This is a genomic window from Streptomyces longisporoflavus, assembly GCF_014649775.1.
GTDB lineage: Bacteria > Actinomycetota > Actinomycetes > Streptomycetales > Streptomycetaceae > Streptomyces > Streptomyces longisporoflavus.
This window is the reverse complement of record NZ_BMTR01000026.1, coordinates 1-25,825: the sequence shown is the minus strand read 5'-3', so window position 1 is coordinate 25,825 and position 25,825 is coordinate 1. Positions and strand designations below refer to the sequence as shown.

General features: G+C 72.3%; 15 protein-coding genes and 1 pseudogene. 9 read left to right on the top strand and 7 right to left on the bottom strand.

What is annotated here, in order from left to right; translation table 11 throughout:
• Positions 1 to 30: 30 nt before the first annotated feature.
• The 4 genes from IE226_RS35505 to IE226_RS35490 all read right to left on the bottom strand — a co-directional run bounded on the left by IE226_RS35505 (position 31) and on the right by IE226_RS35490 (position 2,170).
• Positions 31 to 801 carry an SDR family NAD(P)-dependent oxidoreductase gene (locus tag IE226_RS35505; protein ID WP_190085601.1) on the bottom strand — a complete coding sequence of 257 codons (771 nt, stop codon included), beginning with the start codon at positions 799 to 801 and terminating at the stop codon, positions 31 to 33.
• A gap of 129 nt (positions 802 to 930) precedes the next feature.
• Positions 931 to 1,392, bottom strand: a complete 462-nt coding sequence (locus tag IE226_RS35500; protein ID WP_190085600.1) for a nuclear transport factor 2 family protein — start codon at positions 1,390 to 1,392, stop codon at positions 931 to 933.
• Between the two features lie 37 nt (positions 1,393 to 1,429).
• On the bottom strand, positions 1,430 to 1,870 hold the full coding sequence (locus tag IE226_RS35495; protein WP_190085599.1) for a nuclear transport factor 2 family protein: 441 nt from the start codon (positions 1,868 to 1,870) through the stop codon (positions 1,430 to 1,432).
• A gap of 3 nt (positions 1,871 to 1,873) precedes the next feature.
• On the bottom strand, positions 1,874 to 2,170 hold the full coding sequence (locus tag IE226_RS35490) for an antibiotic biosynthesis monooxygenase family protein (protein WP_229871743.1): 297 nt from the start codon (positions 2,168 to 2,170) through the stop codon (positions 1,874 to 1,876).
• Positions 2,171 to 2,426: 256 nt separating this feature from the next.
• On the opposite strand from IE226_RS35490, the gene IE226_RS35485 reads away from it, so the two are divergent.
• The 3 genes from IE226_RS35485 (at position 2,427) to IE226_RS35475 (ending at position 6,412) form a co-directional block, all read left to right on the top strand.
• A complete protein-coding gene (locus IE226_RS35485; protein WP_229871742.1) occupies positions 2,427 to 4,049 on the top strand; it encodes an FAD-dependent monooxygenase in 1,623 nt (540 codons plus the stop codon).
• A gap of 51 nt (positions 4,050 to 4,100) precedes the next feature.
• Positions 4,101 to 4,970: an SDR family oxidoreductase gene (locus IE226_RS35480; RefSeq protein WP_190085596.1), complete on the top strand. Its 870-nt coding sequence runs from the start codon at positions 4,101 to 4,103 to the stop codon at positions 4,968 to 4,970.
• 797 nt (positions 4,971 to 5,767) lie between these two features.
• Complete coding sequence (locus IE226_RS35475; RefSeq protein ID WP_190085595.1) at positions 5,768 to 6,412, top strand: TetR-like C-terminal domain-containing protein; 645 nt, start codon at positions 5,768 to 5,770, stop codon at positions 6,410 to 6,412.
• 75 nt (positions 6,413 to 6,487) lie between these two features.
• Here the strand turns inward: IE226_RS35475 and IE226_RS35470 are convergent, their stop codons facing one another.
• Positions 6,488 to 7,504, bottom strand: coding sequence for an AfsR/SARP family transcriptional regulator (locus IE226_RS35470; protein ID WP_308429581.1), 1,017 nt, complete (start codon positions 7,502 to 7,504; stop codon positions 6,488 to 6,490).
• A gap of 347 nt (positions 7,505 to 7,851) precedes the next feature.
• Here IE226_RS35470 and IE226_RS35465 point away from each other — a divergent pair.
• The 3 genes and pseudogenes from IE226_RS35465 to IE226_RS35460 form a co-directional block, all read left to right on the top strand.
• Positions 7,852 to 12,606 (top strand): annotated as a pseudogene (locus tag IE226_RS35465) (SDR family NAD(P)-dependent oxidoreductase); the annotation flags it as partial.
• A gap of 90 nt (positions 12,607 to 12,696) precedes the next feature.
• Entirely contained in the window at positions 12,697 to 13,371 is a 675-nt protein-coding gene (locus tag IE226_RS45470) for an acyl carrier protein (RefSeq protein ID WP_444546089.1), read from the top strand.
• A 104-nt stretch (positions 13,372 to 13,475) separates the two neighbouring features.
• On the top strand, positions 13,476 to 20,018 hold the full coding sequence (locus IE226_RS35460) for a type I polyketide synthase (protein ID WP_190085593.1): 6,543 nt from the start codon (positions 13,476 to 13,478) through the stop codon (positions 20,016 to 20,018).
• 67 nt (positions 20,019 to 20,085) lie between these two features.
• Here the strand turns inward: IE226_RS35460 and IE226_RS35455 are convergent, their stop codons facing one another.
• Positions 20,086 to 20,817 (bottom strand): TetR/AcrR family transcriptional regulator, encoded by a 732-nt coding sequence (locus IE226_RS35455; protein WP_190085592.1) that lies wholly within the window; start codon positions 20,815 to 20,817, stop codon positions 20,086 to 20,088.
• 277 nt (positions 20,818 to 21,094) lie between these two features.
• Here IE226_RS35455 and IE226_RS35450 point away from each other — a divergent pair, with 277 nt between their 5' ends.
• The gene (locus tag IE226_RS35450) at positions 21,095 to 21,877 is read left to right on the top strand and encodes a siderophore-interacting protein (RefSeq protein ID WP_190085591.1); all 783 of its coding nucleotides are present in this window, start codon (positions 21,095 to 21,097) and stop codon (positions 21,875 to 21,877) included.
• A 51-nt stretch (positions 21,878 to 21,928) separates the two neighbouring features.
• Here the strand turns inward: IE226_RS35450 and IE226_RS35445 are convergent, their stop codons facing one another.
• On the bottom strand, positions 21,929 to 24,166 hold the full coding sequence (locus IE226_RS35445) for an ATP-binding protein (RefSeq protein WP_190085590.1): 2,238 nt from the start codon (positions 24,164 to 24,166) through the stop codon (positions 21,929 to 21,931).
• A gap of 856 nt (positions 24,167 to 25,022) precedes the next feature.
• Between IE226_RS35445 and IE226_RS35440 the strand changes: the two genes are divergently transcribed.
• Together IE226_RS35440 and IE226_RS35435 are read left to right on the top strand one after the other, a co-directional pair.
• The gene (locus IE226_RS35440; RefSeq protein ID WP_190085589.1) at positions 25,023 to 25,433 is read left to right on the top strand and encodes a nuclear transport factor 2 family protein; all 411 of its coding nucleotides are present in this window, start codon (positions 25,023 to 25,025) and stop codon (positions 25,431 to 25,433) included.
• A gap of 218 nt (positions 25,434 to 25,651) precedes the next feature.
• Positions 25,652 to 25,825 (top strand): carboxyl transferase domain-containing protein (locus tag IE226_RS35435; protein WP_308429583.1); only part of this gene is annotated, 174 nt, incomplete at its 3' end.

Here is a 25,825-nt window from a genome sequence, read left to right as displayed (position 1 = left end):
CGTAGGTTGTTGGGCGGCCCGGGAGTGCGGTCAGAAGACGACGCTCGCGCCGCCGTCCACGGGCAGGACGAGACCGGTGGCGAACGACGCCTCGGGGCGGGCCAGGGCGACCATCCACCAGGCCACCTCCTCCGGCTGGCCCACCCGGCCGAGCGGCACCCGGCCGCGCTGGCGTGCGCGCAGTTGCGCGATGCCCTCGGGGTCGAGCCCGGCGTGCTCCGCGATCGGTGTGTCCACCGGGCCGGGGGCGATGCCGGCGACCCTGACTCCCTTGGGGGCGAGCTCCAGGGCCCAGGTGCGGGTGAGGAAGTCGAGGGCGGCCTTGGTGGCGCCGTAGACCGAATGGCCGGGCCAGCCGCGCTGGTTGCCGGCCGTGGTGACGTTGATGACCAGGCCCTTGGAGGACTCGAGCGCGGGCAGCGCCTCCTGGGTCAGGAACAGCGGCGCGAGCAGGTTCACGGCCACCTGGTCGCGGGTGTTGTCGGGGTCGATGCGGCCCAGCGGCGCGGAGCCCATCGTGACGGCGTTGTTGACCAGGACGTCGATGCCGCCGAGTTCGCGCTCGGCCGCCGCCACCACGGCGCGCGGTGTCCGCGGGTCCGAGAGGTCGGCGCCGAACGGATGGATGCTGCCCGCGTGACCGCGGGCCGTCTCGGCGAGTACGGCTGTCCTGCGGCCGACCACCATTACCCGGGCGCCTTCGGCGGCGAAGGCGTGCGCGGCTGCCCGGCCGATGCCCGTACCGCCCCCGGTGATCACCACCGCCCGGTCCTGGAGCAGACCCTGTGCTGGCTCAGTCATGGCTGCGTTTCCTCGCTGCGTCGCGTTGCCTCGCTGGGATGCGCGGGGCCGTGCCGGGGACACGCGCCCGGACGGCCTCGCGGGGTGTCGGTAGTCGTGGCTCGGTACTCGTGGCTCAGTACTCGTGGCTCAGTACTCGTAGCGCTCGCCGTCGGCGCCGACCGGGGACCACCACAGGTTGCCCTGGGTGACGCCGTCGGCGAACAGGGCGCTGCGGCCCTCGACGATCCGGCCGTCCTGCCAGCGCAGCACGTGCACGCCCTCGACCTGGAGGCGCTCGTACGGAGAGGTCGCGCCCTCCTTGGCGTGCTCGCGGTAGCCGTCGAGGCGGTACACGTCGATCGACACACCGGCCTCCTGGTCGACCAGGACGTCGAGCGTCTCGGAGGAGATGCGCCCGCCGGTGGCGGCCATCAGCTTGCCCATCTTCGACAGATAGTCGTCCAGACCGACGAACCAGCCTGCGTACTGGTGGTTGCCGGGCATCTGGAAGCGCACGTCCTGCGACCAGTACTGGAGAATCTGCTCCCGGTCCCCGGTCACCAGCGAGGCGTACGCCGCCGCCACCCGTTCGCGTGTCAGCTCGGTCATGCTCAAAACCTTCTTTCGTTCCTGGGTGCCGGCCGGATCAGGTGCCGTCGTGGGTGATGAGGCGGTGCTTGATCCGCCACTGGCCGTCCTGGAGGACCAGGACGTCCTCGCCGGTGGTGCTGAGATACGTGGCGGCACGGCCGCCCCGCGGGGTCTCGTAGACCATGGCGTAATAGCGGGTCAGTACGGTCTCGTCGTCCTGCCGCTCGGTGGCGACCATGCCGAACCAGTGCCGCCGCTGTACGTCCTTGGTGGCGAGGCGGTCCATGCCGGCGCGCATCCGCTCGGCGATGACCGCGCGGCCCGTCCAGGGCTCCGGCTTCACGTTCTGCGCGAAGACCCCGTCCTCGGTGAATCCGTCGGCCCACTCCTCGGCCGCCCGCTCGTCGAGGAGCTGCATCTGGTGGGCGTAGAACTGCGTGATCCGGGAGTACGTCTCGGCGTCGACCGGGGTGGTGATCTTGAGGGGTCCTGGCATGGTTCAGGCCTCCCCGACGCCGGACTCGACCAGGTCGGACAGGTGCGGCTCACCCTTGATGACCGTACCCAGGGCCTTCAGGCGGTTGCGGAACTCCGGCTCCTTCAGGGCCTGTTCGAAGGACGTCTGGTCCTCCCACTCCGCGACGTTGAAGTACACGGACGGGTCGCTCTGCGAGCGGACGAGCTGGTAGCGGATGAGACCGGGACGGGTGCGCATGAACTCGGCGACATGGGCGTAGATGCGTTCCAGGTCCTCGGCCGCTCCGGTGAGTGTCAGCTTGTTGACGAAGACGACCACGACGACTCCTGTGTCTCGAAGGGTGGGCGGCGCTCGCGCGAGCCGCTGCTGCCACCTTCGAGGCGTCCGCTGATGGGCTGTTGGGGCGGTGGTGGAGGACGCCGCCGCCCACCGGAACCCCATCGGACCTCCAACGGCCGTCCGCAGACTGGGCGCCCGGCCGTCCGGACCTGTGGCGACGGCCCCCCGACGACCCGAGCCGGCCCCGAGCCGGCCCGGGTCGAGGCGAGAAGACCCAAGCGACCAAGGAGTGGCCGTGTCGGACGAGCACGTACCCGTTCTCATCGTGGGCGGCGGCCTCGCGGGCCTGACCACCGCGCTGTTCCTGGGACTCCACGGCGTCAGGCCGCTGGTGGCGGAGAAACACCCGGGCACCTCGGTCATCATGAAGGCGCGCGGGCAGTACCCCCACACCATGGAGGCCCTGCGGATCGGCGGCATCGCCGACCGGATCGCCGCCGCGGGCCCCGACGAGGGCACCGGCGAGTTCTACATGGTGGTGGCCGACAGCCTGGCCGGACCCGTCCTCAAGCGGATCATGACCGAGGGCGAGATGGCGATGCGCCATGTCTCGCCCGAGGACTGGGCGATGGCGGGGCAGGAGCGGACCGAGGAGATCCTGGCCGACCGGGCCGCCGAACTGGGCGCCGAGATCCGCTTCGACACCGAACTTCTCTCGCTCACCCAGTCGCCGGACCTGGTCACCGCCGTACTGCGGGACGTGGGCACCGGCACCGAGCGGACGGTGACCGCCGACTACGTGGTGGGCGCCGACGGCGCGCACAGCCCCGTGCGGCGGGAGCTCGGCATCGGCATGCACGGCCGCGGGAACCTCGGCGAGATCTTCCGGGTCTTCTTCGACGCCGACCTGAGCGAGCCGCTGCGGCAGCTGCCCGGCGTCGCCGAGGGCCGCAAGTTCGCGCTCTTCTGGCTGCAGCAGCCGGCACCCGGCGTCTTCTACACCACCGACGTCCCCGGCCGTTACGGCTATGTGCTCGGCATGTCCCAGAACCCGCCGGACTTCGGCACGTTCACCGAGGAGCGGTGCGCCGACCTCGTCCGCACCGGCCTCGGCCTGCCCGACCTGCCGCTGAAGGTCGTCGAGACGGGCCGCACCGACATCGTCAGCGAGATCGCCGACCGGTTCAGCGAGGGCCGCGTACACCTGGTGGGCGACGCGGCCAGGCTGGTGCCCGCGCCGGGCGGCCTCGGCGGCAACACCGCGATCACGGACGGCTTCTACCTCGCGTGGAAGCTGGCCATGGTCGTCAAGGGCGAGGCAGGGCCCGGACTGCTCGACAGCCACGACGCGGAACGCCGTCCGGTCTCCGAGATGATCGGCGAGCAGCAGCTGCGCAACACCGTGGAACGCCTCGCGGGTTACCTCGACGACGGGGCGCTCGCCGCGCCGCTGCCGCCCGTCGTGCAGGCCTTCGGCTACCGGTGCGCGGCCGGTGCCGTGGTCCGCGAGGCCGACGACGCCGGGGAACTCCTGGAGGACCCGGCGGCCCCGACCGGCCGCCCCGGCTCGCGGGCGCCCTACGTGGCGCTGCCCGACGGCTCGCCCGCCGCGTCCACCACCGCCCTGTTCGGCCGCTCCTTCGTGCTGCTCACCGGCGAGGGCACGGGCGAGGCGTGGACGGCCGCGGCGGACCGCGCGGCGGACCGGCTCGGCATCACCCTGCCGGTGCACCGGCTCGCGGGCACCGAGTGGGAGAAGAGCTACGGCGTGAGCGCGGCGGGCGCGGTCCTGGTACGGCCCGACCGCTTCGTCGCCTGGCGCGCGGGCGGCGCGCCCGCGGACACCGACGCCGCGGGCGAGGCCCTGGAGAACGCCCTGCGCACGGTCCTCGACCGGCCCGGCCCGGCGGCCGGCTAGCCCGGTTCCGACCCACCCACCCCTGTACGGACGACGAACGAGGAGACGACGATGATTCTGGTGACCGGAGCCACGGGAAACGTGGGCGGCAAAGTCCTTTCGCTGCTGCGCGCCGACGGGCACAAGGTGCGGGCGCTCACCCGCGACCCGGCCAAGGCGGCGTTCGACACGGGCGCGGACCTGGAGGTGGTCGCCGCCGACCTGGGGCGCCCGGAGACGCTGCCGGCCGCGCTCGACGGCGTACAGAAGGTCTTCCTGATGTCGCTCGGCGCCAACAAGGCGACGCACGACGCGCACTTGGTGGCCGCCGCGCGCAAGGCGGGCGTCGAGCACATCGTGCAGCTGTCCACCCTCGGGGTGGAGATGGCCGAGGACCCCAAGAAGAACCCGCTGGGCCACTGGCACCGCGTCGCCGAGGACGCGCTGCGGGAGTCCGGGGTGCCGTGGACGATCCTGCGGCCGAACGGCTTCATGAGCATGAACCTCGGCTGGGCCGCCTCGGTCAAGGCCGAAGGGGTCGCCCGCGGGCCGCTCGCGGACGTGCCGGAGGCGATCGTCGACCCCCGTGACATCGCCGAGGTGGCGGTGCGTGCGCTCACGGAAGAGGGCCACGAGGGCCGGGTGTACGAACTGACGGGGCCGCAGGCGCTGACGGGCCGCGAGCAGCTTGCCGTGCTCGGTTCACTGCTCGGGCGCGACCTGCGCTTCGAGACGGTGCCGCTGGCCGCGCACCGGGAGATGATGCTGCGCCACTTCTCCGAGGAGACCGTGAACGGGGTGATCACGACACTGGAGGAGGCGATCGAGCACGGCAGCGAACTGCACGGCCGGCTCTCCCCCGACGTCCAGCGCGTCCTGGGCCGCGCCCCCCGCTCCTTCGCCACCTGGGCGCACGACCACCTGGACTTCTACCGCGCCTGACGAACGCGGGGCCCTTCCGGGCGGGCCTGCGCGCGGCACGTTTCGCGGACGGGCGCGCGCAGGCCCCCGGGTGGGCCGGCGGACGGGCGTGCGCAGATCCCCGGGTGGGCCGGCGGACGGGCGTGCGCAGATCCCCGGGTGGGCCGGCGGACGGGCGTGCGCAGATCCCCGGGTGGGCCGGCGGACGGGCGTGCGCGCTCCCGGCCGGGGGCCCGCCTTCCTGGCCGGGGCCCGGTTTCCCGGACGGGTGGCGGCCTTCCCTGGCCGGGTGTCCGCCTTCCCGGACGGGTGCCCGCCTTCCCGGACGGATGCCCGCCCTCCCGGACGGGCCTGTGCTCTTCTCGGGCGGGCCGGCGGGCTTCTCGGGAGGAGCCGCACACTTCCCGGGCGGACCCGTCCACCGGCCCGGGTGGACCCGGGCGCCGTCACGGGCGGACCCGCCCACCGGTTCAGGCGGACCCGGGCGCCGCTACGGGCGGCCCGTCCACCGGCCCAGGCGGACCCTGGCGCCGGCACGGGCGGACCCGTCCACCGCCCAGGCGGGCCTGGGCGCCGCCCCAGGCGGACCGCGCCCTTCCGGGACCCGCCCCGCAGGGGAGCGAAGTTCGCCGCTACGGGCGGACCCGCCCACCGGCCCGGGCGGACCCGCCCACCGGCTCAGGCGGACCCGGGCGCCGCCACGGGCGAACCCAGGCGCCGCCCCAGGCGGACCGTGCCCCTCCGGGACCCGCCCCGCAGGGGAGCGAAGTGGCACACTCTGTACCGGACAACAGATCACCGAACCACGGGGAGCCGCCATGGCCACGCAGGCCGATGCCGCAGGTCGCAGCCGGGTGCCGGGGCGCGGGATGGACCCGCGGGCGGCCCGGAGCCGGGCCGCCGCTCTCGCGGCGGCGCAGGAGCTGCTCGTCGAACAGGGCTGGGCCGCGGTCACCCATGTCGCCGTCGCCGCACGCAGCGGGGTGGGCCGCACGACCCTGTACCGCCACTGGCCCGACTCCCCGTCCCTCATCTACGAGGCCATCGCCCAGCGCATCGCGAACGCCCGCCCCGCCCGCACGGGCATCCTGCGTGAAGATCTCATCGGGCAGCTCAACGGTCTCCGGGCCCTGCTGCACGACCCGGTGGGGGAGCGCGGGATGCGGGTGGTCATCGAACGCGCCGGTGTGGACCCGACGTTCGCCGAGCTCAAGGAGTCGCTGTACCAGGCGGGCTCCGGAGGGTTCCGCGCGATCGTCGAGCTGGCCAAGGAGAACGGCGAACTGCCCGGCGACCTGGACACCGAGCTGGCCATCGACCAACTCGCGGGCCCGCTGATGTTCCGCAGGCTCCTCGCGGAGCGCACCTTCGGCGCGGAGTACGTGCACACCGTCGCCGACGCTTTCCTCGCGGCCAACCCGCCGCCAGGGAAGGCCGCTTCGGGCGGCAGCGGGAAGGGCTGAGGCGCCGCCCCGGCAAGGGGTCACCTCAGCCCTCGTATCTCGTACCTCGTCACAGTGCCGCGTGGCACGGTCAGGTCAGCGCCGCACCAGCTGCTCCCGGCGCCTCGCGGGCGCCCCCGCCGTCACCAGCTCACCGCCCGCGGGCACCAGCCGCCCGTTCGGCGCGCCGGGCTCCGCGGCAAGCACGGAGTCGGTGTGCGCCAGGAGGTCGAGAGCGGGGTCGCCCGCCAGGATCGCCTGGTGCAGCCGACGCACCCGCGGCGAGGGATCGAGGCCAAGCTCCTCGCGCAGCACGGTGCTCAGCCGCCGCAGCACCTCAAGGGCCTGGGTGCGACGGCCGGTGCGGTGCAGCGCGAGCATGAACTGGGCGTGCAGACTCTCGTGCATCGGATACTTGGCCGTGAGCCGGCTCAGCTCGCCGAGCAGCTCCTGGTGCCGGCCGAGGCGCAGATCCGCGCCGATGCGCTGCTCCTGCACGCTCGTCCGCTCCTCCTCAAGGCCCACGAGATGGGCCCGCAGGACAGGACCTCGCTGTACGTCGGAGAGCGCGGCCCCCTGCCACAGCAGCAGGGCCTCGGAGAGACAGGCCGAAGCCCGTACGTCGTCGTGGTGGAGCGCCGCACGCCCCTCGCGCACCAGCGCCCAGAAGCGGTTGGTGTCGAGTTCGTCGCCGCGCACCGCGAGGAGATAGCCGCCGTCACGGGTCTCCAGGATGAGGCGGGCGGCCTGCAGGCTGCCGATCCGCGGCACCCGGCGCAGGCTGCGCCGCAGCTGGAGTATGTACGACTGGAGGGTGGAAAGCGCGCTGTTGGGAGGCGAGTTCTCCCACAGCTCTTCTATGCACGTGTTGGTGGAAACGACCTGGTTCGCGTTGAGGAGCAGCAGGGTGAGCAGCTGTCGTTGCTTCGGCGCCGTCGGGGTGTAGGACTCGCCGCGCTCGTTCATGCGCAGCGGTCCAAGTACGGAGAATTCCACGTCGGTCTCGCACACCTTCCCGGAGAGTGACAAGAGTTGTGATGCCGCGCTCGGCGGAGTGATCAGATCGCCTTCTCCTTCGACGACGTACGGAAGTACGGACTTCGCGACGGCCACCGTCCCGCACCCGGCGCCACACTCGACACGGACTCCCCCGCATACCTCAGATCCATGATCCGAATACCCCCTGTGTTGTGCGGCGCGAAATCGCCGAATTCGATTGAAGATTAAGCGGGCGTGCACATCTGCCGTCAACCGGCGGCTCACATGACCGGAACGCCCCCGCCGGTACACGCCCTGACCTGCGGTCGTCGGCCTTTCGTGAGCGGGGCACTCCGCGGTAACGAGCCGCTCTCCAAACCATCTGCGCCAGCAATTACCGGGTCGTGACTAAGCCCCGTTTAGGCTTTGCGCGATTGTGGTTCCGCTGAATTTCATCGCCCCACGATTCACGGCCCGTCTCTTTGCCCACCTCGCCTGTACGCATGACTTTGGAGCGGTTGGAACCGATGGCTGATGAGAAGGAACTGCGGGAGTACCTCAAGCGCGCGATAACGGACGCGCGGGACGCGAAGCGGCGGCTCCGCGAGGTGGAGGACCGGGCGAGCGAGCCGATCGCGATCGTGGGAATGGCATGCCGGTTCCCCGGCGGGGTGAGCGGCCCGGACGGATTGTGGGACCTCCTCGACCGCGGGGTGGACGCGATTTCCCCGTTCCCGGCCGACCGGGGCTGGGACGAGAACCTCTACGACCCGGACCCGGACCGTGCGGGCAAGACCTACGTGCGCGAGGGCGGCTTCCTTCAGGACGTCGCCGGATTCGAGCCGGAGTTCTTCGGGATGTCGCCGCGCGAGGCGCTGGCGGCGGACCCGCAGCAGCGGCTGCTCCTGGAGACGGCGTGGGAGGCGATGGAGAGCGCGGGCCTGGTGCCGGCCGCGCTGCGCGGCAGCCGCACCGGCGTCTTCGCCGGGCTGATGTACCAGGGGTTCGCCGCGAGCATCCTGGACGACGTCCCCGTCGACATCCAGGGTTACGTCGCGGGAGGCGCGTCAAGCAGCATCGCCGTGGGCCGCGTGGCGTACACGTTCGGGTTCGAGGGCCCGGCGGTGGCGGTGGACACGGCGTGCTCGTCGTCGCTGGTGGGGATGCACCTGGCGGCGACGGCGCTGCGCCAGGGGGAGTGCGACCTGGCGCTGGCCGGTGGCGTGACGGTGATGGCCACGCCGACCTCGTTCGTGGAGTTCTCGCGGCAGCGGGCCCTTTCGCCTTCGGGACGCTGCAAGTCGTTCGCGGCGGAGGCGGACGGCACGGTGTGGGGCGAGGGCGCGGGTCTGCTGCTGCTCGAACGGCTCTCGGACGCGCGGCGTCTGGGGCACCGGGTGCTGGCGGTGGTGCGGGGTTCGGCGGTCAATCAGGACGGTGCGTCCAATGGTCTGACGGCACCGAACGGGCTCTCCCAGGAGCGGGTGATCCGGGAGGCGTTGGAGAGTGCCGGGCTTTCGTACGCGGACGTGGACGCGGTGGAGGCGCACGGCACCGGGACGCGGCTCGGCGACCCGATCGAGGCACAGGCCCTCCTTGCCACATACGGGCAGGAGCGGCCTGACGGGCGTCCGCTGTACCTGGGCTCGCTGAAGTCCAACATCGGGCACAGCCAGGCCGCCGCGGGCGTCGGCGGAGTCATCAAGATGGTGGAGGCGATGCGGCGCGGGGTGCTGCCCGCGACGCTGCACGTCAACGCGCCGTCGCCGCAAGTCGACTGGGACCTGGGCGCGGTGGAACTCCTCACCGGGGCCACCCCCTGGCCGGTGACCGACGGGAGGCCGCGCCGCGCGGGCGTCTCCTCGTTCGGCATCGGCGGCACGAACGCCCACGTGATCGTGGAGGAAGCCCCCGCGACTCCCGCGACCCCCGAGGCTCCCGCGGGAGCCGCTCAGTCGGAGGAGTCGCAGGACTCCGCCGCCGGCGGCCTTTCGGTGGTGCCGTGGGTGATCTCGGGGCGCTCGACGGAAGGCGTACGGGCACAGGCGGCGCGGCTGCTCGCGGCGGTGCGGGTCGATCCCGCCCCGGAGCCGGGAGACGTGGCCTGGTCCCTGGTGTCGCAGCGGGCCGTGCTCGACACCGCCGCGGTGGTGGTCGGCGGCACCCGGGCGGAGCTGGTGCGCGGCCTGACGGCCCTGGCGTCGGGTGCGCCCGACGGTTCGGTGGTGGTGGGGGAGTCACGCACACGTCACGCCGCCGACCTCGCCTTCGTGTTCACCGGGCAAGGAGCCCAGCGGCTCGGCATGGGCCGCGAACTGTATGAGTCGGTTCCCGGCTTCGCCGCGGCGTTCGACGAGGTGTGCGGGGCGCTCGACGCGCACCTCGCACGTCCGTTGAAGGACGTGGTGTTCGCCGAGGAGGGCTCGGAGCAGGCCCGGCTGCTGGACCGTACGGAGTTCACGCAGCCCGCGCTGTTCGCGGTGGAGGTGGCGCTGTTCCGCCTCCTGGAGCGGTTCGGTGTGGTGCCGGACTTCGTGGCCGGGCACTCGGTGGGCGAGGTGGCGGCGGCGCACGCGGCGGGCGTCCTTTCGCTGGCGGACGCGGCCCGGCTGGTGGCGGAGCGCGGCCGGCTGATGGGCTCGGCGCGTGAGGGCGGCGCGATGCTCGCCGTCCAGGCCGACCCGGAGAAGGTCGCCGGCGACCTGGCCGGGCTGGCGGGCAAGGTGTCGCTCGCGGCGGTCAACGGCCCCGACAACGTGGTGGTGTCCGGTGACACGGACGCCGTCGAGGAGCTGGAGGCCCGCTGGCGCGCGGAGGAGCGGCGGGTGCGCCGGCTGCGCGTGAGCCACGCGTTCCATTCGCCGCACATGGACGACGTACTCGACGAGTTCGAGCAGGTCGTCACCGGCCTGACGCTCCGGGCGCCGCGCATCCCGCTGGTCTCGACGGTGACGGGGAAGGTGCTGTCCGCTCAGGAGGCGTGCTCGCCGCGGTACTGGGTGCGGCAACTGCGCGAGGCCGTACGGTTCTTCGACGCGGTGCGCTGCCTGGAGCAGGAGGGCGCCGCCGACTTCGTGGAGCTCGGCCCGGACGGAGTGCTCAGCGCCCTGGTCTCGGCCGGGGCCGAACGCGCCCCCGGCCTGGCCGCGCCGGTGCTGCGGGCCGACCGGCCGGAGCAGGAGACCCTGGCCGCGCTGCTCGGCCGGCTGCACACCCGCGGGCGGCGGGTCGAGTGGGACCGGGTGCTGCCGGGTGCGGGACGGGTGGACCTGCCGACGTACGCCTTCCGGCGCCAGCGGTACTGGCTTCAGAAGCGGGCCGGCGGCGGGGACGCGGCGAGTCTAGGGCTCGCCGGTGCCGGGCATCCGCTGCTCGGCGCGGCCGTGCCGGTCGCCGACCAGGACCAAGTCCTGCTCACCGGGCGCGTCTCCCGCCACACCCATCCCTGGCTCGCCGACCACACCGTCCCCGGCACCGAAGCACTGCCCGCCTCGGTGTTCGTCGAACTCGCCGTCCGCGCGGGCGACGAGACGGGCTGCACCGTACTGGAAGAACTCACCCTCGCCGCCCCGCTGGTGCTGCCGCAGACGGGCGGGCTCCAGCTCCAGGTCCGCGTCGGAGCCCCCGACGAAACCGGCCGCCGCGCCCTCACCGTCCACGCCCGGCCCGACGGCGCGGACCCCGACACCCCCAGCCCATGGACCGCCTGCGCCCAAGGCTTTCTCGCGGCCGACGGTCCGGCGGCGGCCCCGAGCGCTCCGGCGGTGGCCCCCGGCGGCCATGAGGGCAGGACGACCGAGGTCAGCCTCCCGGAAGACCTGCTGGCGGACGCCGCGGGCTACGGCCTGCATCCCGCCCTGCTCGACGCGGCACTGTCCGCGTTCCCGCCGTCCCCCGCGGCGGACGGCGCAGAGGGCATAGTCGTACCCGCCGTCTGGCGTGACGTACGGCTGCACGCCGTGGGCGCCGACACCGTAGGAGTACGTTCGGCCCGCCTCGACGACGACACCGTCACCCTCGACCTCCTCGACCCGGAGGGACGGCCGGTGCTCGGCGTCGGGTCGCTCGCCTACCGGGTCGTGCCCGAGGAGGAGTTCGGCGCGGCGACCCCGCGCGGCGAGGGCCTGTCCGCGATCGAATGGGTGCCCTACGACGCCGCTCCCGGACCCGCTGCCCGCTGGGCGGCGGTCGCCGCCGACGTGCCCGGCATCCCCCGCTTCGACGACCTCGCGGCGGCTGCACGGGCCGTCGAGTCGGGCCAGAGGCCCTTCGACCTGCTGCTCGTGCCCTGGCGGTCGACGGGCGACGTGCACGAGGGCACCCACCGGGCGCTCGCCTTCGCGCGGGAACTCCTGGCCGCCGACGCGCTGCGGGACACCCCGGTCGTGGTGCTCTCCCGCGACGCGGTCGTGACCGGCGACGACGACGCGGCGCGCCTGGACCTGGAAGCGGCGGCCGTACGCGGCCTGTTGCGTACGGCGGGCGCCGAGGGCGCGGGCGGTCTCGTACTGGCCGATGCCGACACGGACACCCCGCCCCTTGACCTGCTGGCGTCCGCGGCGCGGGCCGGGGAGTCCGAATCGGCGGTGCGCGCCGGACGGCTCCACGTGCCCCGCCTGCGTCCGGTCCCGGCCGACGACCCGGCCCGGCAGCCGTGGAAGACGGACGGCACGGTCCTGGTGACCGGCGGCACCGGAACCCTCGGTGCCGTGCTGGCCCGGCATCTGGTCGCCGAGCACGGCATCAGGGACCTGCTGCTCCTCAGCCGCCGTGGCGCCGACGCGCCCGGTGCGACCGAACTGGCCGCAGAACTAACCGAGTTGGGCGCCCGGGTGGCCCTGGCCGCGTGCGACGCGGCGGACCGGCAGGCGCTGGCCGCCGTCCTTGCGGCGATACCCGATGACCGTCCGCTGACCGCGGTGGTGCACACGGCCGCCGTGCTCGAGGACGGCGTCCTTTCCGCCATGACAGCGCAGCAACTTGACCGCGTCCTGCGCCCGAAGAGCGACGCGGCCTGGAACCTCCACGAGCTCACCCGCGACCTGGACCTCACCGCCTTCGTGCTCTGCGCCTCCTCCGCCGGTACGTTCGGCGGCCCCGGCCGGGCGAACACCGCGGCGGCGGACGCGTACGCCGAAGCCCTCGCCCGCCACCGCAAGGCGCTCGGCCTGCCCGCCACCGCCGTGGCCTGGGCCGCCTGGGAACACCCGGAAGCCGAGTCCCGGCGCTCCGGTCTCGATCTGCTCGCTCCGCTCTCCGCGGCCCGGGGGCGCGGCCTCTTCGACCGGGCACTCGCCCTCGGCCAGGACGCGGGCGGTGCCGCCGCGGTGATCGCGGGCGTCGTGGACCGCGCCGCGCTGCGCGCCCACGAGGCCGTGCCGCCCGCGCTGCGCGACCTGGCCCCCGGCCCGGCGCGCCGCAGCGCGCACACCGCTGCCGACGCGGGTGCCGCCACGCTGGCCGAGCGGCTCGCCGACCTGGACGAGGCGGAACGCACGACGCTCGTCCTGGATCTGGTGCGGGCGGAGGCGGCGGCCGTGACGGGCCGGTCCGACGCGCACGCGATCGTCGCGGACCAGGCGTTCCAGGAGATGGGGTTCGACTCGCTCGCGGCCGTGCAGCTGCGCAACCGGCTGACGGCCGCGACCGGGCTCAGCCTGCCGGCCACCCTCGTCTTCGACCACCCGACCCCGCGCGACATCGCCGGTCACGTCCTCGACCGCCTCGGTCCTGCCGAGACCGACGTGTCCACCCTCGTCCTGGCCGAGCTCGACCGCCTCGACACCATGCTCGCCGCGGTCTCCGAGGACGAGCGGCACCGGCAGATGGTCCGGCGGCGCCTCCAGACCATGGCGTCCAGGCTCGACACCTCCAGGCTCGACATCCCGGCACAGGCGACCGCCGCAGGGGATGATCCGGCCCCGGCGGACCGGATCGAGTCCGCGTCCGTGGACGAGCTGTTCGCCCTCATCGACACGGAACTCTCCGGCCCGGCCGACTGATTCCCCGGCACCCCGGCGGCCGGCCCCGTCACCCGGCAACCCGCCGCCCTCCCGTCAGACAGACTTCCCGACTTCCCGAACTTCCTGAAAGGGATACCGAGTCGATGCCGACGTCCAACGAAGACAAGCTTGTCGACTACCTCAAGCGGGTGACCTCCGACCTCCAGGAGACCCGCAGGCGGCTGGCCGAGCGGGAGGCGGCCGACGACGAGCCCGTCGCCATCGTGGGCATGGCCTGCCGCTACCCCGGCGAGGTCGCATCGCCCGCCGACCTGTGGAACCTGGTCGAGCAGGGCACCGACGCGGTCACGGAACTGCCGCACGACCGCGGCTGGGACATCGAGAAGATCAAGGAGAAGAGCTACTCGGTCGAGGCGGGCTTCGTGCACGACGCCCCCCTGTTCGACGCGGGGTTCTTCGGCATCTCGCCGCGCGAGGCCGTGGCGATGGACCCGCAGCAGCGGCTCCTCCTCGAAACCTCCTGGGAGCTTTTCGAGCACGCAGGGCTTGACGTCACCGCGTTCAAGGGCAGCCGCACCGGTGTCTTCGTCGGCATCGTGGAGGAGAGCTACCTCGGGCTCAACGCCCCCGAGGAGTTCGAGGGCTACCTCATGACCAGCAAGCTCAGCAGCGTCGCCTCCGGACGCATCTCGTACACGTACGGCTTCGAAGGCCCCGCGGTGTCGCTCGACACGGCCTGCTCCTCGTCCCTCGTCGCGATGCACTCGGCGATACGGTCGCTGCGCTCCGGCGAGTCGACGCTGGCCGTCGCCGGTGGTGTGACGGTCAGCTGCGACCCCGGCGGGCTCATCGACTTCGCCAAGCAGCGCGGTCTCGCCGCCGACGGGCGGTGCAAGTCCTTCGCCGCCGCGGCCGACGGCACCGCCTGGTCGGAGGGCGCGGGTCTGGTGCTGCTCGAACGGCTCTCGGACGCCCGGCGTCTGGGGCATCGGATTCTTGCCGTGGTGCGGGGTTCAGCGGTCAATCAGGACGGTGCGTCCAACGGTCTGACGGCGCCGAACGGTCCGTCGCAGGAGCGGGTGATCCGGGAGGCGCTGGGCAGTGCGGGGTTGTCGTACGCGGACGTGGACGCGGTGGAGGCGCACGGCACGGGGACGCGCCTCGGCGACCCGATCGAGGCGCAGGCCCTCCTTGCCACATACGGGCAGCAGCGCCGTGACGGGCGTCCGCTGTACCTGGGCTCGCTGAAGTCCAACATCGGACACAGCGTCGCCGCCGCCGGGGTCGGCGGAGTCATCAAGATGGTCGAGGCGATACGCCGTGGCGTCCTGCCCAAGACGCTGCACGTGGACGCGCCGACACCGCAGGTGGACTGGGACTCCGGCGCGGTGGAACTGCTCACCGAGGCCAGGCCGTGGCCCGCGACGGGGGCGCCGCGCCGGGCCGCCGTCTCCTCCTTCGGCGTGAGCGGGACGAACGCGCACGTGGTCATCGAGCAGGCCCCGGAAGAGCCCGCGCCGGAGCCGGCCAAGGCTGATGCCTCCGGTGGTTCGCAGGCAGTGGTGCCGTGGGTCGTGTCCGGACGCACCGCCGAAGGCGTACGGGGACAGGCGGCGCGGCTCCTCGCGGCCGTGCAGGCCGATCCCGCCCCGGCGCCCCGTGACGTGGCCTGGTCGCTGGTGACGAGCCGTGCCGTCTTCGAGGACCGCGCGGTCGTCACCGGCGGCTCGCGCGACGAACTGGTCGCAGGGCTGGGCGCGTTGGCCCGCGGCGAGTCCGCGCCGGGCGTCGTGAAGGGCACCGCGGCCGGTACCGCGGGCCGCCCGGTGTTCGTGCTGCCCGGCCAGGGCACGCAGTGGACGGGCATGGCGGTGGGACTCCTCGACTCCTCACCGGTGTTCGCCGAGCGGATGGGCGAATGCGGCAGGGCGCTCGCCGAGTTCGTGGACTGGGATCTGGAGGGCGTGCTCCGCCAGGCCCCGGGGGCGCCGACCCTGGAGCGCGTCGACGTGGTGCAGCCCGTGACCTGGGCGGTGATGGTGTCGCTCGCGGCGCTGTGGCGCTCCTACGGCGTGGAACCGGCAGCGGTGGTGGGCCACTCGCAGGGCGAGATCGCTGCCGCGTGCGTGGCCGGCGCGCTGACCCTGGACGACGGGGCGCGCGTGGTCGCGCTGCGGTCGCAGGCCATCGCCGCGGGCCTGGCCGGCGGGGGCGGGATGGTGTCCGTGGCGCAGCCGCTCGCGGACGTCGAGACGCGCCTTTCGCGGTATCCGGGCCGCCTGGAGGTCGCGGCGCTGAACGGCCCCGCGTCCGTCGTGGTGGCGGGCGACCCGGACGCCCTGGACGAGCTCCTCGCGGAGTGCGGGACGGCGGGCGTGCGGGCCCGGCGGATCGCCGTGGACTACGCCTCGCACACCTGGCACGTGGAGCGCATCGAGGACGAACTGGCCCGCGTCCTCGCCGACGTGCGCCCCAAGCCCTCCGAGGTGCCGTTCTTCTCGACGATGACCGGCGAGTGGCTGGACACCTCCACGATGGACGCCGGGTACTGGTACCGGAACCTGCGCCAGACCGTGCGCTTCCACTCCGCGGTCGAATCCCTCGCCGCCGAGGGCTTCGGTACGTTCATCGAGGTCAGCGCGCACCCGGTGCTGTCCATGAGCGTCCAGGAAATACTGGAGAACGCCACGCGCCCGGAGGTTCCCGTCGTGGTGGCGGGGACTCTGCGCCGTGACGAGGGCGGCCTCGGGCGGTTCCTTGCCTCGCTGGCCGAGGTGTGGGTGCAGGGCGTGGACGTCGACTGGTCCCGCGCCCTCGCCGGAGCGGGCGCCCGGCGGGTGGACCTGCCGACCTACGCGTTCCAGCGCAAGCGGTACTGGCTCGACGAGCAGGCCGTGACCGGCGACGCGGCGAGCCTCGGCCTCGCCGGTGCCGGGCACGCGCTCCTGGGCGCCGCGGTGCCGGTCGCGGACGGCGACGAGGTCCTGCTGACCGGCCGGATGTCCCGGCTCACCCATCCCTGGCTCGCCGGGCACACGGTCCTCGGCTCCGACGTCGTACCGTCCTCGGTGTTCGTCGAACTCGCCGTCCGCGCGGGCGACGAGACGGGCTGCACGGTCCTGGAGGAACTCACCCTCGCCGCCCCGCTGGTGCTGCCGCAGACGGGCGGGCTCCAACTCCAGGTCCGCGTCGGCGCGCCGGACGACACCGGCCGCCGTACCGTCACCGTCTCGGCGCGCACCGACGCCGCCGACACGCTCTGGACTGTCCACGCCTCGGGCTTCCTGAGCGCGGACGCCGCGGCCGACGAAACGGGCATCACGGAGTGGCCGCCGCCCGGCGCCGAGGAAATCGCCCTGGAGGACGGGGCCACCACCGGACACGGGCCGACACTGCCGGGCGCCACCGCCGCCTGGCGCTCCGGCGACAGCCTGTTCGCGGAGGTAAGCCTGCCCGAACAACTCCAGTCGGGCTGCGCGTACTTCGGACTGCATCCGGCACTGCTCGACATGGCTACACAGGTCGTACGCCTGGCGGAAGACGATCAGGCGGGCACCACCCCGCCGATCACCGCCGACTGGCGGGGCGTGCGTCTGCATGCCACCGGGGCCGCCGCCCTGCGCGTCCGCATCGACCGGAACGCGGACGGCTTCAGCCTGCTGGCCGCAGACCGTGTCGGGCACCCCGTCCTCACCGCCGAGCGGGTCACCCCGCGTACCCTGACCGCCCAGACCCTCAACACGTCGCTCAAGCACAGCTACGACGCCCTGTTCGAGACGGTCTGGCAACCGCTGCACGGATCGCCGGACGCAGCGAGCGCCCCGCGCTGGGGTCTCCTCGGCGACCGCCCCGGCCTCACCGTGCCCGGCGCCCCGGTCTTCGCCGGCATCGACGCCGTAACGGCCGCCGACACACCCGTGGACGCCGTCCTGCTCGACCTCACCCGGCCGCACGAGCCGCCGGCCGGAGCGGACGTCCCCGGCTTCGTGCGCGCGGCGGCCCACCGGATGCTGGCGCTGCTGCAGGAATGGCTGGCACAGGAGCAACTCGCCGCCACCCCGCTGGTCATCGCGACCAGGGGAGCCATGAGCCCGCTGGGGGAGGGCACGACGGATCCGCAGGCCGCCGCACTGTGGGGCCTTGTGCGCTCGGCGCAGTCCGAGGCGCCGGGACGGATCGTCCTGGTCGACCTCGACGGCAACCTCGACCTCGACCTCACAGGCGACGGCGACGGCGATCCCTACGCAGACCCGCGTTCCGTCGCCGCGCTGCCGGCGGTCCTCGCCTCCCGGGAGCCGCAGACGGCGATCCGGGACGGCGCGGTCCTCGTACCGCGCCTGCGCCGCGTCGCACCGCCCGCCACCCCCGCCACGGGCCCCGACCGCAACCGGTGGAACCCCGACGGCACGGTCCTCGTGACCGGTGGTACCGGCTCCCTGGGCGCCCTGTTCGCCCGGCGCCTCGTCGTCGAGCACGGCGTCGCACGGCTGCTCCTCGTCAGCCGGCGTGGCCCGGACGCCCCCGGCGCCGACGAGCTGCGCCGCGAACTGACCGGCCTCGGCGCCGAGGTGGACATCGCCGCCTGCGACATCGCCGACCGCGATGCCCTCGCCGCCCTGCTGGCGAGCGTGCCCGCCGACCGGCCGCTGACCGGCGTCGTCCACACCGCCGGTGTCCTGGACGACGGGCTGCTCCAGGACCAGACGCCCGAGCGCCTCGACACGGTCATGCGCCCCAAGGTCGACGCGGCATGGCACCTGCACGAACTCACCCGCGACCTCGACCTGACGGCGTTCGTCCTGTTCTCCTCCGTCGCCGGTGTCATCGGCGGCGCCGGACAGTCCAACTACGCCGCCGCCAACGTCTTCCTCGACGCCCTGGCCGAGCACCGCGCCGCCGCGGGGCTCGCCGCCACCTCGGTGGCCTGGGGCGTGTGGACCCAGGACAGCGGCATGACCGGACACCTGGACGAGGCGGACCTCAGCCGCATCGCCCGCGGCGGCTTCCGCCCCATCGGGCAGGAACAGGGTCAGGCCATGCTCGACACCGCGCTGCGGCTCGGGACGCCCGCCCTGGTGGGCATGCCGCTGGACGCGGCGACCCTGCGCGAACGGCCCTCGCAGGTACCGGCCGTACTGCGGGGACTCCTGCGCACACCGGTGCGCCGCACGGCCCAGAACGTCGACAACGGCTTCGACACCCTCCTCGGGCGCCTCGCCGCACTCGACGAGAAGGAGCAGCTGAGCCGGGTCCTCGACCTGGTCCTCGCCGAGACCGCCACCGTGCTCGGACACATGAACGCCGACGGCATCCGGCCGAAACAGCGGTTCTCGGACCTCGGCTTCGACTCCCTGACCTCGGTCGAACTGCGCAACCAGCTCGCGAGCACCACCGGTTGCCGGCTCCCGGCCACGGTGGTCTTCGACCGGCCCACACCGACGGAGCTCGCGGCCTTCCTGCGGACCGTCCTGCTCGAACGGCTCGGGGACCAGGTGTCCACCTCGCGCGACGCGGTGGACTTCGCCGCCGAGATCGACCTGCCCGCCGACATCGTCCCCGCCGACGAGGTGTCGTACGAGGTCACGGACCCGGCAGAGGTCCTGCTCACCGGCGCCACCGGCTTCCTCGGCGCCTTCCTGCTCCGCGACCTGATGCGCACGGGACACGGCACGGTGCACTGCCTGGTCCGCGGCGCCGACGAAGAGGCCGCGCGGGCACGGCTCAAGGCGGGCCTCGAATGGTTCCGGGTCTGGGACGAGATCGACCCCGCACGCCTCTCCGTGGTCGTCGGCGACCTCGCCGCGCCGCGCCTGGGGCTCGACGAGGAGGAGTTCGACACCCTGGCCAGGCGCGTGGACGCGGTCTACCACGCTGGCGCCACCGTCAACTGGCTCTACCCGTACACGGAGTTGAAGGCGCCCAACGTCTCCGGCACCGTCGAGGTGCTGCGCCTCGCCGCACGGCACCGCTCGGTGCCCGTGCACTACGTGTCGACCACGGGCGTCTTCGCCGGCTCCGAGCCCGGCGGCCTGCCCCGCAGGCCCGAGGATCCGACCGCGCCCGTCGAGCGGCAGCCCACCGGCTATGTGCAGAGCAAGTGGGTGGCGGAGCAGATCGTGGGCCTCGCCCGCGACCGGGGTCTTCCGGTGACGATCCACCGGGCCGACGTCATCTCGGGCGACCAGGCGCGGGGTGCCTGCCAGACCAGTGACTTCGTGTGGCTCAGCCTCAAGGGCCTGGTGCAGGCCGGCGCGGCCCCCGAGGGGCTCGGCGGGGACGTGCACTTCGTGCCCGTCGACTACGTCAGCGCGGGGATCGTCGCCCTGTCCGGGAAGAAGGAGGCGTCCGGACAGATCTTCCACTTCTTCAACCAGAGCGGGGCGACCTTCCGCACCTGCGTGGAGTACCTGCGGGGCTACGGCTACACGATCGACGAGGCGGACCACGACAGTTGGCGCGCCCGCGTACAGGCGGACCGCGACAACGCCATGCTGCCGCTCTTCGACGCCTTCGAGGCGATCGCGCTCGGCGGCGACGGCTCCAACGCGGGCATCGACACGACCTCCACGGAGGCGGCCCTGGTCGGCACCGGCGTCGAATGCCCTCCGCTCACCGAGGAACTCTTCCGCAAGTACGTCGACTTCTTCGTGGGCGTCGGCCACTTCCCCGCGCCGGACGCGCGCTGAGAAGGCGTCCCGGCCGCCCGCGCCCGGCCTCTCTCCCAGAGGGCGGGGGCGGGCGGCCGGGGCTTCGCTACGACGCCTGCGGCGGCTCGTACTCGAGGTTGTGCATGGCGCACAGTTCCTTCAGGTTCTCCTCGAAGACGGGCTCGAGGTCCGAGTAGGCGAAGTCCAGTTGGTGGAGGACTTCCATGCACAGCAGTCCGTACAGCCTGATCCAGCTCGTCAGGAACTGGTGCAGCGCCTCGGGCGGCAGCGGGCTCCCGGACCTGGCCGCGTAATCGAGGATCTGCTCCTGAAGGGACGGGGCCAGCTCCTCGAACCGTGTGGACGGGCAGGGGTTCTTCTCCCAGATCTCGACGAACTGGTCGAGGAAGACCTTCTCGAACTGCTGTCCGGCGCGCAGTCGGGGCGACTCCGCGTCCTCGCGGGTGGCCGCGTGGACCGGGCTCGCGAACATCCAGCTGAACTCGCCGGGGTGGTCGATCGCCCAGGCGCGCATCGAGCGACATGTGGCCGCGAGGCGTCTGCCGGGCTGTTCCGGCGGGCAGGCGTCCCGAGCTGCCTGCATGGTTGTCGTCAGCTCCTGGTAGAAATCCGCGATCACCGCTTCGACCAGCGCGTCATGGCTGGCGTAGTAGCGGTATACGGCGGGTCCGCTCATGCCCATCTCACGGGCCACGGCGTTGACCGTCACGCCTGTCGGCCCGTGCTTGCGCAGGAGCTGGCGGGCCGTGCTGCGGATCTCCAGCAGGGTGGCTTGCCGACGCTTCTGCACGCGGCTGCTTGACGTCTGCTGCGTCATCTTCAGTCCTCACTTCCAGTCATTGACATGATAGGCAAGCTATGGTTTGTTAGTGGCAGTAATCTAAGTCATTGCGTGAAACATTAATGAGAAAGCGACGCATGGTCCACGGTCGCGATGCGCGGGGCCCGGGTGTGAAAGCGCTTGCCGATGCGGCAGGCGGCGGCGCCGGCGCGTGAGTGAGGGACGCCGGGACCGACGGACGAGCGGCTGATCGACACGCTGGAGACGGGCGCCGAAGTGCCCTGGCATCACTTGATCATGAGAAGGAGTCCCCATGCCGGACGGTACGGTGAAGCCCGCGCGGCGCCCGTCACTCAATCCCCTTGAACACCTCTTCGCCAAGCAGCGGCTCGAGGGGGTGATCACGGAGGCGGGATCGGTGACCCCGACGATGAAGCGCATCAGGATCGCCGCCGACGGGTTGGGCGGAGCGGCCATCCCCCCGGGGCGCCACATCCGGATCCAGATCAACGACCCTCTGTCGTTGTACGGGATCCTGCGCCCCGGAGAAACCCTCCGCACCTATTCGGTCTGGGATCAGTCGGATGACGGCCGGGAAGTTGAAATCCGGGCGCATCTTTATGACGGCGAGGGTATCGGACTGCGCTGGGTCCGCGACGTCGAGGTGGGTCACGAGGTCTCGTTCTGGGGCCCGTTGGGCGATTTCGACCTCAAACCGGACGCTCCGTACCACGTGTTCATCGGCGAGGAGACGGCGACCGCGGCCTTCGGCCCCATGATCAGGGCGCTCGGCCCCGAGGCGCATGTGTACGGCGTCCTGGAGAGCGAGACCCCCGACGACGAGGTGCCCGTGCCCGGACCGCACGTCCTCAGGCGCGCCCACCGCAAGGGTGCCTCCGCGGTCTCCTCGCAGACTCTGCTGGGTGCCGTGTCCGACCTCGGCCTCCCCGAGGAGGTCGGCATGGCGTACGTCGCGGGTGAGGCGCGCACCTGCCAGGCGGTCCGGGACCACCTCGTGCACGTGCGCAAGTGGCCTCGTACGCAGATCAAGGTCAAGCCCTTCTGGACACCCGGCAAGAAGGGACTTCACCACTGACGCAGGGGGAGGTCGGAGGGTCGCGGGTCGGAGATCGGCGGGTCGGGGCGGTCAAGGTGTGCAGTCGGCGAGACCGGAGAGCGGGCGGTTCGCGGGAGCGGCCCCGGGCCTCGTCGGCAGGCGGCAGGACATGCCGGGCGGATCGATGGAGATGGTCGTGAAGTGCGGTGTCCCGCCGCCCCAGCCCGGACGCCGGTCGAAGAGCTGGGGGCGCGCCGTGGCCACGATGAATAACGGAGCCCTGGCCACCTCACTGCTCATCCTGCCGACGAAGTCGAGCAGGGCGTTGTCCGCCTCGTGCAGATCGTCGACGAACATGACGAGCGGGCAGTCCTGCGCGATGCGCTCCAGGGGGTTCTGGCCCGACTTCAGGGCCTGCGTCAGATCGATCTCCAGCGTCTCGTTCCCGTACGGATCGAAGAGCGGACTCTTTCGCAAATGGAAAAGGTGAGCATTGCGGGCCGGACGGCGCTCCTGGTCAGTGTCGCCGCGCCCCAGGAACCAGGTGGCGGCGGGCTGTCCCATCGAGCGGCGCTCGAACTCCTTGAGCAGCCTGCTCTTCCCGATGCCGGGTTCTCCGACGATCGTGACCACGTGGGGGGTCTCGCGGTGCCGGACGCGCTCCAACATGCCCCGCAGGAGGTCGAGTTCGATCTCCCTGTCCACCACACCCGCCGGCAGCGGCTGCTCGGCGCGCGGACGCGACCGGTTCACTTTCCAGGCCCGGGGCGAATCGCCGACGGAGACGAAGGTGTGCGCCGAGGCGGTCTGCTGCCGGGTGTTCCCGCAGACCCAGATCTCCCCCGCGGAGGCCCGGGACAACAGGGACTGGCACTCGTCGAGCAGCGCTCCGTCCGCCGACCGCAGCGACTCGGAGCCGTCGGCCTCGTAGCGCAGCAGGGCTTCTCCCGTGGCCACCGCGGCGTGCACCCCCGCCTCGCCGCCGGTGCGCCGGGCGGAGCGGTCAAGGGGAGTGACCGTGGGCGCGGTGTGGAACTCGTCCCGGATGGCCAGGGCGGCCCTGATGGCCCGATCGGCTCGATCGGCGTGGTCGTGACCGTCGCGGCCGGGACCGAAGACGGCCAGCTGCGTGGAGCCTATGGAGCTGATCACCGAACCGCCGAGCTGACCCACGAGCTCCCGGATGCGGTCGGCCTGGCGGTCGCGCGCCTCGTCGGTGCTGTTCGGCCGCCCGCCGCCCGCGGGCGACCGGAGTCCGGTCCTGAGCAACAGCACGCTCACCGGGCGGCGTTGGCTCGCCGAAGCGGTGGGCTGGCGCGGTACCCGTACGCGCGTCCTGAAGCCGTGCGTGTCGGAGGTGACGATCCTGCTGTGCTCCGGGTCGTCGTGGTCCGTGTGGTCCGTGCGGCCCGTGCGGCCCGTCTTCTCGGGGACCGCGGCCTCATGCACACTCGGCGGGACCGGGGCGGGGGCCGGGGCCGGCGTCAGGGTCGCCGGGGTGTGCTCCCGCGGCGCGCCGGAGTCCGTGCGCACCAGCGCGAGCGCCGGCGAGCGGGTCTCGGGCGGCGACAGCTCGGAGTCCTGGGTCAGGATCGCCTGCTGGAGGGACTGCAGCTCACGCCGCGGCTCCAGGCCGAGGTTCTCGATCAGGGACGCGCGGACCCGGCTGTAGACGCTCAGCGCGTCGGCCTGCCTGCCGCACCGGTAGAGGGCCAGCATCAACTGTCCGCACAGGCGCTCGCGCAGGGGCTGTGCCTCGACCATCGACTCCAGTGCCCCGAGTGCGGACTGATGCCGCCCGCAGCGGAGTTCGGCCTCGAAGTAGTCCTCCATGGCGCCGAGCCGGGTGCTCTCCGCCGCGTCGAGCTCGGGCCAGTTGATCCCGCTCTCGACGAGGTCGGACATGGCCTGGCCCTGCCACAGGGACAGGGCGTCGCGGAGGATGACCGCGGCCTGCGCGGGGGAGCCGGACTCCAGGGCGGTACGCCCTTCCTGAATCCGGCGGTGGAAGAGGTGCAGGTCGACCTGGTCGCGCTCGACCTGCATGACGTATCCGGGAGCCTTGGTGAGAAGGAGCCCGTTCTGCCGGTCGGCGCCGTTGGCCGCGAGGGAGCCGCGCAGACCCCATACGGCGTTCTGCAGAATTTTGCGCGCCGTGGTCGGCAGTGTTCCGTCGGCCCACAGCGCGCTGAGGAGTTCTCGGGTGGGGACCACCCGATTGGCGTTCAGGAGCAGATACCCCAGCGTGGCGCGCTGTTTGGTCCCGCCCAGGGCGATGGGTCGGCTGCCGTCGAGGACTTCCAATGGCCCGAGTATTCGAAACCACATGACTGCTCCTCAATTAACTGAATCCGTATCAGCAGACTGGCGTCTCTGTTGAGCATTCGGTGTTGAGCATTCGATTTTCGTGGTCCGGGCGAAAAGCCAGTGGCGGCCCGTGGGTTGTCCCGTCCTCCGGTTCCGTGCCCCGGCAGGCCGAGGCGGGTTACCGGGAGTATCCGGGCCGGGGGCTTGTGCCGAACCGCGGTTAGGCCCGCGCCCTCGCGATGGGCGGGACCGACGGCGGATCTAAGGGGCGGAATTAGTGATTCCGCAGGGCTCTTGCAGCAGGCTCCCGGCGCCGGTGACGGGCGGAGCGGGCTGCAGGCCGACGAGTGACGCTGAAACGGCTGATGCACAGGCTTGTTGCAAGTGCGGTATCTCCCCTTGTGTGTCACCCGCTGATGCCCGGAGGCACGAGCGGTACCCCGTGTGTGACGAACACAAGCCCCTCGGCGGTCAACCGTTTTGGGCCAGTAGGGTCACTCTAACCATCGTGATGCCCTAAAACAAGTGTGACTAACAGTGCCTAGCTGTGGTATCCGACACTGCTCGAAGTTCCGTTCGACGGCTCTCCGTCGGCCGTTCCCGCCGGTCAAGGCCGCTTCCGCTGCCCTCTCATTGTTCCGTCTTCGATTGCTCATTGCCCGGCAATCGCCGTCTCTGTGGCGGGTGTTCGGCGCTTTCCTGGCCGGAAGTGCGGGGGTCCGGCCGGTGTAGCCTCCGATGAGTTCACGTCAGTCCGGAAAGCCGGGCCGCACGTGGCGATCTTCGGGCCGGCTCCGTTTGAACGGTGTGCCAAAGCCCCGTCGCAGAGCCGGAGCCCGGCCCCCTCTCGTCAACCACCCCAACACCGGGAGCAGTCATGACGTTCACTGACGCGAAGAGCGTTGTCCTCGCATATCTCAAGGCCATTGACGAGCGGGACCCGGACGCCATTCAGGCGACCCTCTGGGAGGACGCCGAATTCCGCATTCCCGGTGATCACCCTCTCGCCGGTAACTGGGTCGGCCTGGACGAGATCCTCAACAAGTTCATGCTGCCGCTGATGGACCTGTTCTCCACGGAGGTCCCGTACACCATCGAGATCTCGCAGGTCATAGCCGAGGGCGACACGGTCGTGCTCGACTGCGTGGCCCGCGCCGCGGCCCGCTCCGGCGAGCCCTACGAGGCGAACATCGTCTCGGTGTTCTCCATCCAGGACGGTCGGATCAAGGCCATGCGCGAGTTCTTCGACACGCAGTACTTCGTGCGGACGCTCATCGCCACCGACTGAGCGGGCCCGGCCGAACCGGGGCTCGGGGAGGCCGAGTTACCGCCGTGTGAGCGCGCCCGCCTAGCGTCGAAGACCACTCCGCGCGGCACGACGCGCCCTCGAGACCCGCTGGGCGGGCGTGCCGCGGGTCATCCCGGGCGGTCATCGCGGCGTCGCCTCCACCCTGTTGAGGCGAACGCCACGGTGGCCGTTCCCCGGCCGAGAGGCGGCTATCGGTAGTGACGACACGCAATCAGGTCTCCGAACTGCACGAGATCCGTGCGCAGGCGCTGGCCGGACCCAGCGACAAGGCGACGGAGTCACAGCACGCGAAGGGCAAGCTGACCGCGCGCGAGCGGATCGAGCTGCTTTTGGACGCGGGGTCGTTCCGCGAGGTCGAGCAGTTGCGCCGG

Bases quoted from the DNA above. Each gene is read 5' to 3' on its own strand.
- IE226_RS35505 (WP_190085601.1), bottom strand. From the start codon at position 801: ATGACTGAGCCAGCACAGGGTCTGCTCCAGGACCGGGCGGTGGTGATC.
- IE226_RS35500 (WP_190085600.1), bottom strand. From the start codon at position 1,392: ATGACCGAGCTGACACGCGAACGGGTGGCGGCGGCGTACGCCTCGCTG.
- IE226_RS35455 (WP_190085592.1), bottom strand. From the start codon at position 20,817: ATGACGCAGCAGACGTCAAGCAGCCGCGTGCAGAAGCGTCGGCAAGCC.
- IE226_RS35475 (WP_190085595.1), top strand. From the start codon at position 5,768: ATGGCCACGCAGGCCGATGCCGCAGGTCGCAGCCGGGTGCCGGGGCGC.
- IE226_RS35445 (WP_190085590.1), bottom strand. From the start codon at position 24,166: ATGTGGTTTCGAATACTCGGGCCATTGGAAGTCCTCGACGGCAGCCGA.
- IE226_RS35450 (WP_190085591.1), top strand. From the start codon at position 21,095: ATGCCGGACGGTACGGTGAAGCCCGCGCGGCGCCCGTCACTCAATCCC.
- IE226_RS35480 (WP_190085596.1), top strand. From the start codon at position 4,101: ATGATTCTGGTGACCGGAGCCACGGGAAACGTGGGCGGCAAAGTCCTT.
- IE226_RS35460 (WP_190085593.1), top strand. From the start codon at position 13,476: ATGCCGACGTCCAACGAAGACAAGCTTGTCGACTACCTCAAGCGGGTG.
- IE226_RS35440 (WP_190085589.1), top strand. From the start codon at position 25,023: ATGACGTTCACTGACGCGAAGAGCGTTGTCCTCGCATATCTCAAGGCC.
- IE226_RS35495 (WP_190085599.1), bottom strand. From the start codon at position 1,870: ATGCCAGGACCCCTCAAGATCACCACCCCGGTCGACGCCGAGACGTAC.